The sequence below is a fragment of the Halorubrum sp. SP3 genome (assembly GCF_005435195.1).
GTDB classification, from domain to species: Archaea; Halobacteriota; Halobacteria; order Halobacteriales; family Haloferacaceae; genus Halorubrum; species Halorubrum sodomense.
On sequence record NZ_SGTU01000010.1, the window covers coordinates 107,170 to 114,806 of the forward strand.

Here is a 7,637-nt window from a genome sequence, read left to right on the forward strand (position 1 = left end):
CGGCCCCGCGTCACTCCTCGAACAGCGCCGGCTCGGCGACCGACTCGTCGGCCGCGTCGCGCCACGAGCGCGACGGCGTCCACCCGAACAGCCGCTCCGCCTTCTCGATCGCGTAGGCGCCGCGGTCGTCGCCCCCGGCGAGTCGGCCCTCGTCGATCGCGCAGTCGTCCGGGATCTCGTCGTAGGACTCCCGCAGGAGGTCGAGCAGCGGCCGACCGAGCGCGTTGTCGGCCGCGACGCAGTTGACCGCCTCGTGGGCCCCCGGCTCGACGGACGGGTCGTCGCCGAGGAGGTCCGAGAGCGCGACCGCGACGAGGTCCGCGACGTCGCGCACGTCGACGTACGACCAGAAGTTACCGGCGCCGGCGTCGAGATCGGAGACGTACTCGTCCGCGCGACAGGCGTACGCGCCGGGGTACTGGATCCACGACGGGCGGATCGAGACGGCCGGCACGTCGCGGCGGCGCGCCACGGCGCCCGCGGCCGCCTCCGCGGTCACCTTCGAGAGCCCGTACGGGTCCTCGGGTCGGAGCGGATGGGCCTCGGTGATCGGTAACTCGTCCGGGAACGGGGTCGGATCGGCGAAGAAGAAGCCGTAGGCGCCGTCGCTGGAGGCCTGGACGACCGGGGCGTCGGCCCGGCCGGCGGCGTCGAGGACGTGTTTCGCGGCGAGCGCGTTCGTCTCGAACACCCGTCCCTCGGGATGGGTGCCGGCGACGGGAATCGCCGCCCAGTGGACGACGGCATCGGGGTCGACGGCGGCGACGACGTCGAGCGCCTGGTCGCGCTCGGCGAGGTCGGCCGCGCGGAACGAGACGTTCGGCGCGGGGTCGACGTCGAGTCCGGGGTGATCGTAGTCGACGACGACGACCTCGTGGTCGCCCGCGAGGCGGTCGACGACCCAGCGCCCGGAGGCGCCGCGGCCGCCGGTGACGAGGACTGTCTCCATGCGTCGGGGTCGCCGTCCCCGGGCAAAAACGCACCGTTGCGGCGGCGAGCGCACCGGCCGCGGTCCGGGGGATTCGGGCGCGCACCGTCCGGGGCTCCGGCAGGCTTTAACGCGCCGAGCGGTAACTCTCGGGTATGGACTGGAAGACAGACTGGGGACTCCGCGGACGCATGGGGTTCACGATGTTCCTCCTCTTCGCCCTCTACGTCGTGTTCATCGGCGTCCTAATCCAAGTGTTCAACGTCGGGATCATCTTCACGCTCGCGATGTTCGGCGCGTTCTCGCTGGCGCAGTACTTCTTCAGCGACAAGCTGGCGCTGCGGAGCATGGGCGCCCGCGAGGTGAGCGCGGACGAGTACCCGGACCTCCACCGCCGGATCGAGCGCCTGAGCCAGCAGGCCGACCTCCCGAAGCCGACGGTCGCGGTCGCGGACACGCAGGTGCCGAACGCGTTCGCGACCGGCCGGAACAAGAAGAACGCGACGGTCGCGGTGACGACCGGGCTGCTCCGGGCGCTCGACGAGGACGAGCTCGACGGCGTGCTCGCCCACGAGCTCGCGCACGTCAAGAACCGCGACGTGATGGTGATGACCATCGCCTCGTTCCTCTCGACGATCGCCTTCTTCATCGTCCGGTGGGGCTGGCTGTTCAGCGGCGACAACCGGCAGGGCGCGCCCGTCATCGTGGCGATCGTCGCGTCGCTTCTGGTGTGGGTGATCTCGTTCCTGCTCATCCGGGCGCTCTCGCGGTACCGCGAGTACTCCGCCGACCGCGGCGCGGCGCTGATCACGGGCAAGCCCGGCGCGCTCGCCTCGGCGCTGATGACGATCGACGGCCGGATGGACAAGGTGCCCAAGGAGGACCTCCGCGAGGAGGCGGAGATGAACGCGTTCTTCATCATCCCGATCAAGGCCGGCTTCGTCGGCAAGATCGCCTCGACGCACCCGTCGACGGAGAACCGGATCGAGAAGCTCCGCGAGCTGGAAAAGGAGATGGAGACGGCCTAAGACGGATTTGTCTCGGAGTTTCTAGTGGTCATTTATAAGCCGTTGGGCGCGGACAGGTGACGAACATCGCCGAAGTCCCAGCCACTCGGCTGTACGATGGTGCGGTTTATAAACGACCGATCGACGCGAACACCGCCGAAGCCCCAGCCGCTCGGCTGTACGATGGTGCGGTTTATAAACGACCGATCGACGCGAACACCGCCGAAGCCCCAGCCGCTCGGCTGTACGATGGTGCGGTTTATAAACGACTGATCGACGCGAACACCGCCGAAGCCCCAGTCGCGAGGGCGGCGCACGCTCGCTGCGCTCCTCAGTCGTTCGCTTCACTCACTCCTTGCGGTGCTTACGTCGCCTGCGCCGCCCTCGCGACTGCCCCTTCGAGTCCCGCCCCGCTCCGCACAGCACCTCACACCTCCCCAGCCTCGCGGCTCCCTCCGCTTCGCTCCGGTCGCCGCGTCCCTCGCGCGTGCTGTCTCGCGGCCGCCGGTGGCGGCCGCTCGCAGGCACGCGCCACCGCAGTCATTTATAAACAATCACGTGGCAGTCGCGCCGCTGGTCGGTGTGAGCGGACTGAGGGGAGTAAGCCCCCTTCGGTTCGTCCCGACATTCGGCTGAGCGTCCGCGCCGCGGCCGGACTACCTTGTGGCGCGGACTTGCACCGGCGAGGATTCGCCGTTCCATCCGTTCCCGCCCGTCGGCCCTCCTCGGGTTAACTCCCTTCCCTTGCGGGTCGGTTCGCACGAATCACGGGTCGGGGCGGGGGGTGTCGTTGCTGTTCCAGAGCCAGCCGTCTCCGACTCCGGGCGTGTGCCCGGTCGCCTGTCCGGCCGGTGGGGGGACTTTCCTCATGCCGGAGGCACGGGAGTCGGGCTCCCTCTGTCCGGTTCCGGCTTCTTTCCGCCGGCGAATAAGCCGTTCGGTCGGCGGCCTTTCTGGCGAGACGCCGCGAACGAGGCGAGAACGGTGCCACAAGGGAAGCGTTCAAGTCGTCAGCAACGTAATGGACTCTCATGTCCGAGGCTCAGACCGTTCAGCTGTCGTACGACGACGGTGCACGAGCGGTCGAACTCGCGCGGGAGGCGGTCGAGTCGTTCGTTCGACACGGACAACGCGAACAACCCGGCAGTATGCGCGAGGCGTTCTACGCCCGCACCGGGGCGTTCGTCCGACTCGAATCCACTCGGGGCCGCGGTCGCCTCCGCGGCTGTGCCGGTGCGTGGGAGACCTCCGACCAACTCGGGCACGCCATCGTCGAGGCCGCCATCAAGGCGGCGTCCGACGACTCCTGCGGCTCCGAGGTGGAGCCGAAAGAGCTCGATAACCTCACCGTCTCGGTGTTCGTCGTCTCCAACTCCGTGCTCACGAACGACCCGCTCGCGGACCTCGAAATCGGCACCCACGGCGTCGCCGTCGACAGCGGCAACGCGCACGGCTGGCTCTACCCGACGGTCCCCGTCGAGAACGGCTGGTCCGGCGCCGAGTTCCTCTCGCGCGCCTGCCGCAAGGCGAAGCTCTCGCCCACCGCTTGGCAGGACGAGGAGACGATGGTGACGCTCATCGAGGGGCAGGTGTTCCGAGAGCGCGCCGACGGCGGCGCCGTCGAAGAACTGTAAGACCGCCGACTCGCCGGACGGGTTGCTTTCCTTCTCCGCCCTCCTCACCTGTTCGCGCCGTATCCCACCGCCTCCGCGTCCGCGAGCGCCCGCGTCGTCGCGGCCGACAGGTCGAAGGCGTTCTCGTCGACGACCTCGCCGTCGCGGATCACCGGCTCCATGAGCGACTCGGCGCCCTCGGGTCCCGAGCGGTCCGCGAGCCCGACGGCGTGGGCCCCGTCGGCGGTGCGGTAGGCGTCTTTCGCGCCCGAGAGCTTCCCGCGCTTGGCCGCCGGTTCGCCGTCGACGGCGACGATGTCGAGCGCGAAGTCGACCGGGTCCGCGTTGGAGACGTACCCGCCCACCCCGAACCCGTCGACCGCGTCGCGCAGGTCGCGGAGGTCGTCGGGGCCGAGCCCGCCGGAGACGTACACGTCGACGTCCTCGTGGCCCCGCGCGTCGAGTTCCCACTGTACCTCGCGGACGATGTGCCGGAAGTTTCCCCTCCGCGAGCCGGTCGTGTCGAGGCGGACGCCGTCGAGGTCGTCGCCGAGCGTCTCGACCGCTCGGAGCACCTCGTCGACCTCGTCTGAGTAGGTGTCGCACAGCGCGATCCGCGGCGCGTCCGCGGGGACGCCCTCGTCGTAGGCGCGCCAGGCGGCCTCCTGTGCGCCGCGCCCGAAGCAGATGGCGAGCGCGTGGGGCATCGTCCCGGACGCCTCCCGGCCGATCAGGTCGCCGGCGGCGACGTGCGAGAAGCCGTCGAACCCGCCGACCAGCGCGGAGCGCTCGACCGCCGCGGTCATCGCGGGGTGGACGTGGCGAGCGCCGAACGAGAGCACCGACGACTCCGGCGCGGCGACCCGGCAGTCGAGCGCCGCCGTCGCCATCCCAGACGCGTGCGAGACGAAGCCCAGGAGCGACGTCTCCAGCCGCGCGAACGCGAGGTACGGCCCCTCGATCCGCATCACCGGCCCGCCGTCGAACAGCCGACCCTCCGGGATCGCGTGAACGTCGACCTCGCGGCCGGCGAGCAGTTCGACGGCGTTGCCGAGACCGGCGAACAGCTCGAACTCCCCGTCCGGGAACTGGTCCGCGGTCACTTCTGCGACCACGCGTGGGTTCCGGCCCGCCGCCTCCAGCGCCGCCTCGGTCCGCTCGAAGTACGCGTCGGTCGCGCGCCCCTCCCGGACCGCGGCCGCGTCGACGATGTCGAACTCGCTCATACCCGGCGGTTCGACCGCCGGGACGAAAAGCCACCCGTGTCGCGGCGGGCCCGCCTCGCCCCCGCGGCGACCGCGCCGCAGCGAGCGTCGGGTTACGCCGCTCGCCGCGCGAACAGCCCCAGCGCGGCTGCGAGGGCGACCAGCGCCGCCGCGACCCCGAACCCGGGAGCGCTGGTACCGGTGCTGTCGCCCCCGTCTCCGTCCTCGCTGCCGTTCGCGCCGTCGGAACCGTTGGTGCCGTTTCCGCCGTCACCGGTACCGCTTCCGCCGTCGCCGGTACCGCTTCCGTCGCCGCTCTCGTCCGTCCCGTTCGCGTCGGGGAGCGCGAGGTCGGCGTTCGGACGGAGCTCGAGGACGCCCTCCGGCGAAGGCGCGTGGGTTATCGTCACGCTCGTCCCGTCGCGCTCGACGCCGTACGCGCCGGGGAAGTCGGCGCCGTCGCCGTCGTCGATGGTGTACACCGTCCCGTCGTCGTACTCGCGGTCGCCGTGCGCGGTCAGCATCCGGACGTAGGCGTCGCGGAACGCGGCGGCGTCCGCCTCGGTCTGCCACTCGGTCGCCCAGACGTAGCCGTCGCGGTCCCCGTTCCGGTAGGGGTACAGCTCGTCCCCGGCCCACCCGTCCGTCACGGGATGCGCGTAGTCGTAGTTCTGCCGGGTCCGGAGCTGCGCCTCCGCGTCGAGGTGGATCTGGACGTTCTGCCGGACGGTCGCGTCGGGCTCTAACACGGCGTACCGGTACTCCAGGCTCTGGTACCAGAACATCACGAACATCGACGCCTCGCCGGCCGTCTCCGCGCCGTCGACGCCCTGATCCGGGTAGGTCTCCCACCCGCCGGTCGCCGTATCCTCGAAGCTGACGTTGCGCTCCTCGTAGTCGGGGTTCCGATGGATGACCTCCGCCGTCGACTCCGGCGGGGCGTTCATCGTCTCGTTGACGGCCGCCCATCCCCCCGCTTCGACGAGGTCGCGGACGTAGAGCGCGCCGTCGCCGTACGGCTGGAGCACGGTCTGGAGGATGCCGAAGTTGAAGTCCGGAGCATCGCCGCCCCCGCCGCCGCCCGCGGGCGCCTCGACGCAGGTCCAGTTGTCCGCGCATCGGGCGGCGTACCGCTCCTCGACGTGGACCGCCTCCCCCTCGATGATCCCGTCGATCGCGAGGTCGCCGTCCTGGGTCGCGCCGACGTAGCGCGGAGCGGTCAGGTCGTGGTACTGGTCTTGCATCGCGTGGAGCAGTTCGTGCGCGAGCGTCGAGGGGCCGATGGCGGCGGACTCGCCGTCCGGAACGACGATGACGATCCGGTCTCGGGACGGCGAGTAGAAGCCGGAGACCGCGCCGCCGAACACCGAATCGATCTCGTCGTTGGCGTTCGTCTCGTCGCCGACGACGAACAGCGCCTCCCACACCTGGTCGTTCCAGCGCCGGAACGCCTCGGAGCTGTTCCCGCCGCTCGCGGTGTCGTTGGCGTACTCGCTCCGGGAGACCGTCTCGACCGGTACGTCCTCGCGGAAGGGGCGCTGACGGATGTGTTCGACGCGCGCCATCGTCAGGTCCGTCAGGGCCGCCAACTGCGTCTCGTTGAGTCCGTCGGTCTGCTCGAAGCTCAGCGACTCCTCGTAGTGGGTCCCGTTCCAGCACCCGACCAGATCGGTGCCGTCTCCGGGACCGCACTCCTCGGCGGACGCGGAGGGGACGGCGCCCGGCGCCGCGGGCCCGGTGTCGGCCGACGCGGAGGGAGCGATGTCGACGTTCGGCGCGGCCGCGGCGCCGGCGGTGAACGCGACGCACAGGACGGCGACCGCGGCGACGGCGGCGGCCGCGGTCGAGGGGGTGAGAACCCGTCGCATACGGATCGCATCGTGCGCCCCGGTAAGTAGTCTGTCGGTTCCTTCGGCGCCGTCGCCGGCGGATTTTTCGGGACGGGTCGCCGCCGCGGACGCGGACCGGGACGACGGTTTTTGAGGCGGGCGCTCCAACCGCCGATATGGCGTTCGATCCGACAGCAACCGCGGTGGTCGTCGTCGACATGCAGAACGGGTTCTGTCATCCCGACGGGAGCCTCTACGCCGAACCGAGCGAGGCGGCGGTCGGGCCCGTGACGGCGCTCGTCGACCGCGCCCGCGAGGCCGGCGCGAGCGTGGTCTACACCCGCGACGTCCACCCGCCGGACCAGTTCGACGGGGCCCACTACTACGACGAGTTCGACCGGTGGGGCGAACACGTCGTCGAGGGGTCGTGGGACGCCGAACTCGTGGCCGACCTCGACGTCCGCGACGCGGACCACGTCGTCGAGAAGCACACCTACGACGCCTTCTATCGGACGGAACTGGAGGGGTACCTCGACGCGCACGGGATCGACGACCTGCTGATCTGCGGCACGCTCGCGAACGTCTGCGTCCTCCACACCGCGGGCAGCGCCGGACTCCGAGACTACCGCCCGGTCGTCGTCGAGGACGCGCTCGGCTACATCACCGAGGACCACCGCGAGTACGCCGTCGACCACGCCGACTGGCTGTTCGGCGAGACGACGACCCGCGACGCGGTCTCCTTCGCGTCCGAGTAGCCGCGGTCGTCGTTCTCGCGTCCGCGGTCCCGAATCCCGCGACTGCGATTATCACGCGCGACAACCGGCGTGTAACCCTTTTTGTCGCTCGCCGGAATCGCCGGGTATGGACATCTCTCGACGAGGCGTACTCGGCGGCCTCGGCGCGGTCTGTGCGGTCGGCGCCGTCGGCTTCGCGGGCGCGACGCGGGTGACGGACGGCGACGCGATCGCGGGCGTCGGCGGCGACGGTCCGGGACCGGCGGGCGGATCGAGGGGCCGTACCTCGCGTTCGCGCGGCTGGAGACGTCGCTCCTGGGC

6 protein-coding genes, 1 other RNA gene and 1 pseudogene are annotated in these 7,637 nt (G+C 70.8%); 4 read left to right on the top strand and 4 right to left on the bottom strand.

The features are described 5' to 3' along the window. Positions 1–10: 10 nt before the first annotated feature. Complete coding sequence (locus tag EXE42_RS09585) at positions 11–949, bottom strand: NAD(P)-dependent oxidoreductase (RefSeq protein WP_137693915.1); 939 nt, start codon at positions 947–949, stop codon at positions 11–13. A gap of 134 nt (positions 950–1,083) precedes the next feature. On the opposite strand from EXE42_RS09585, the gene htpX reads away from it, so the two are divergent. After that, positions 1,084–1,956, top strand: a complete 873-nt coding sequence (gene htpX / locus EXE42_RS09590; protein WP_137706407.1) for a zinc metalloprotease HtpX — start codon at positions 1,084–1,086, stop codon at positions 1,954–1,956. A 568-nt stretch (positions 1,957–2,524) separates the two neighbouring features. Here htpX and rnpB read toward each other — a convergent pair. Beyond that, positions 2,525–2,837, bottom strand: an RNA gene (gene rnpB / locus EXE42_RS09600) — RNase P RNA component. A 129-nt stretch (positions 2,838–2,966) separates the two neighbouring features. Between rnpB and EXE42_RS09605 the strand changes: the two genes are divergently transcribed. Continuing rightward, positions 2,967–3,569 (top strand): TIGR00296 family protein, encoded by a 603-nt coding sequence (locus tag EXE42_RS09605; RefSeq protein ID WP_092919807.1) that lies wholly within the window; start codon positions 2,967–2,969, stop codon positions 3,567–3,569. A gap of 44 nt (positions 3,570–3,613) precedes the next feature. Here EXE42_RS09605 and EXE42_RS09610 read toward each other — a convergent pair whose 3' ends face one another. After that, positions 3,614–4,774, bottom strand: coding sequence for a nicotinate phosphoribosyltransferase (locus EXE42_RS09610; RefSeq protein WP_092919809.1), 1,161 nt, complete (start codon positions 4,772–4,774; stop codon positions 3,614–3,616). Between the two features lie 92 nt (positions 4,775–4,866). Beyond that, a complete protein-coding gene (locus EXE42_RS09615; RefSeq protein WP_137706408.1) occupies positions 4,867–6,621 on the bottom strand; it encodes an Hvo_1808 family surface protein in 1,755 nt (584 codons plus the stop codon). A 137-nt stretch (positions 6,622–6,758) separates the two neighbouring features. Between EXE42_RS09615 and EXE42_RS09620 the strand changes: the two genes are divergently transcribed. Together EXE42_RS09620 and EXE42_RS09625 are read left to right on the top strand one after the other, a co-directional pair. Further along, a complete protein-coding gene (locus tag EXE42_RS09620; protein WP_092919813.1) occupies positions 6,759–7,337 on the top strand; it encodes a cysteine hydrolase family protein in 579 nt (192 codons plus the stop codon). Positions 7,338–7,443: 106 nt separating this feature from the next. Beyond that, positions 7,444–7,637, top strand: a pseudogene (locus EXE42_RS09625) (hypothetical protein); the annotation flags it as partial.